Raw genomic sequence first — 1,334 nt, forward strand, 5'->3', positions numbered from 1 at the left:
GTCTATTTCTTTTTTATCAAACTCAAAAAGCAGTCCTTCTTGTAAGGTGTCGTTAAGCCTTCGCAGGCATAGGTAATTGCCCCTTCCTTTCATAATTACGGATTTTATTTTAACGTCTCCCATACTTGAAGCGACAAGGGGGATATCCTTTTCAAATAATTGCTGTTGCAGTGTAATGGTAGCTGTGGAAATTACAACTTTTTCTTTGTTTTCTAGCGCAAAGTGCATAGCGGGAAGAAGGTAGGCGAAAGATTTGCCTACGCCGGTTCCGGCTTCCGCCATAACAAGCGCGTCTTCGTTAAAAGCGCGGATAATCAATGCAAGCAAGTCAAGCTGAGATTTGCGTGGTTCGTAAGAGGAAAGAAGCTCCGCTACAGAGCCGCCTTCGCACAGGGAAGCGATTATTTTTTCTGAGTCAATTGTTTTTGCGGACTTGGCGGCGAGGTATCAGGGCGCAGGTTATGAAAACGCCGTTGTTCTGCCGCCCTTTAACCGTCTTATCATTGACGAAGCGCACACGATTGAAAACGCCGCAACTTCATTTTTTTCGCAGGAGTTCGCCAGAACAGGAATTTTTCGACAGCTTACAAGGCTTTACAACACACGCAAGACAAACATACACGGCTTACTTGTAAGACTTTGCGCAATGCTTCCTTCAAACGAAGACAGATTAGACGATATGGCTGACGCTATCCAAAAAATACGCTCGTCCGCTGAAAGTTTGGACGACTGCGCTTTGGAATTATGCGGCATAGAGGGGATTTTCAGGCTCTCTCCTTCTGTAGATGAAGCGTTTTTAAAAAATGCGTTGTTCCCTAATTTTAAAAATTTAAGAAAAGACATACTTAACCTTACAAATATGATCCGAGATATTTTGGAAAATCTTGACGATGAGCAAACGGCAGACCCTATTGTTTGGGAAGTTAAAACTATTGTAAGGCGGTTGGACGGCGTAGCTGAAATATGCGATGTTTTTTGTCATTATAAAAAACACGAGGATAATGTTTTGTGGATAGAAAAATTACGCCTTAAAAATAACCCTTGGACTGTCTTTACAAAAACTCCTCTTGATTTAGCGCCCATACTTAAAGACAGCGTATTTTTACCAAATAAAACAGTAGTTTGCGTATCCGCTACTTTGGCGATTAACGATGATTTTACTTTTTGGGCAAGCCGTTGCGGAATTGACAGTATCAATCCCCGCCAACCTCTTTCGGGTTGTTTCCCCTCTCCCTTTCCCTACTCAAGCGCCGTTCTACTTGCCTCTCCCACAGACGCTCCCCTCCCCGACGAAGACGGGTATCAGGAATTTATCAATAAGGCGGCGTCAAAAC

Annotated in this window: 2 protein-coding genes; one reads left to right on the forward strand and one right to left on the reverse strand. The window is 43.3% G+C overall.

Translation table 11 applies throughout. The features are described from left to right. A partial coding sequence (locus ACYVTD_RS12950; RefSeq protein WP_461248157.1) for a DEAD/DEAH box helicase occupies positions 1-327 on the reverse strand: 327 nt, incomplete at its 3' end. A 106-nt stretch (positions 328-433) separates the two neighbouring features. Here ACYVTD_RS12950 and ACYVTD_RS12955 point away from each other — a divergent pair. After that, on the forward strand, positions 434-1,334 hold a 901-nt coding region (locus ACYVTD_RS12955; RefSeq protein WP_461248158.1), incomplete at its 3' end, for an ATP-dependent DNA helicase.

Source organism: Treponema sp. R6D11 (assembly GCF_054786075.1).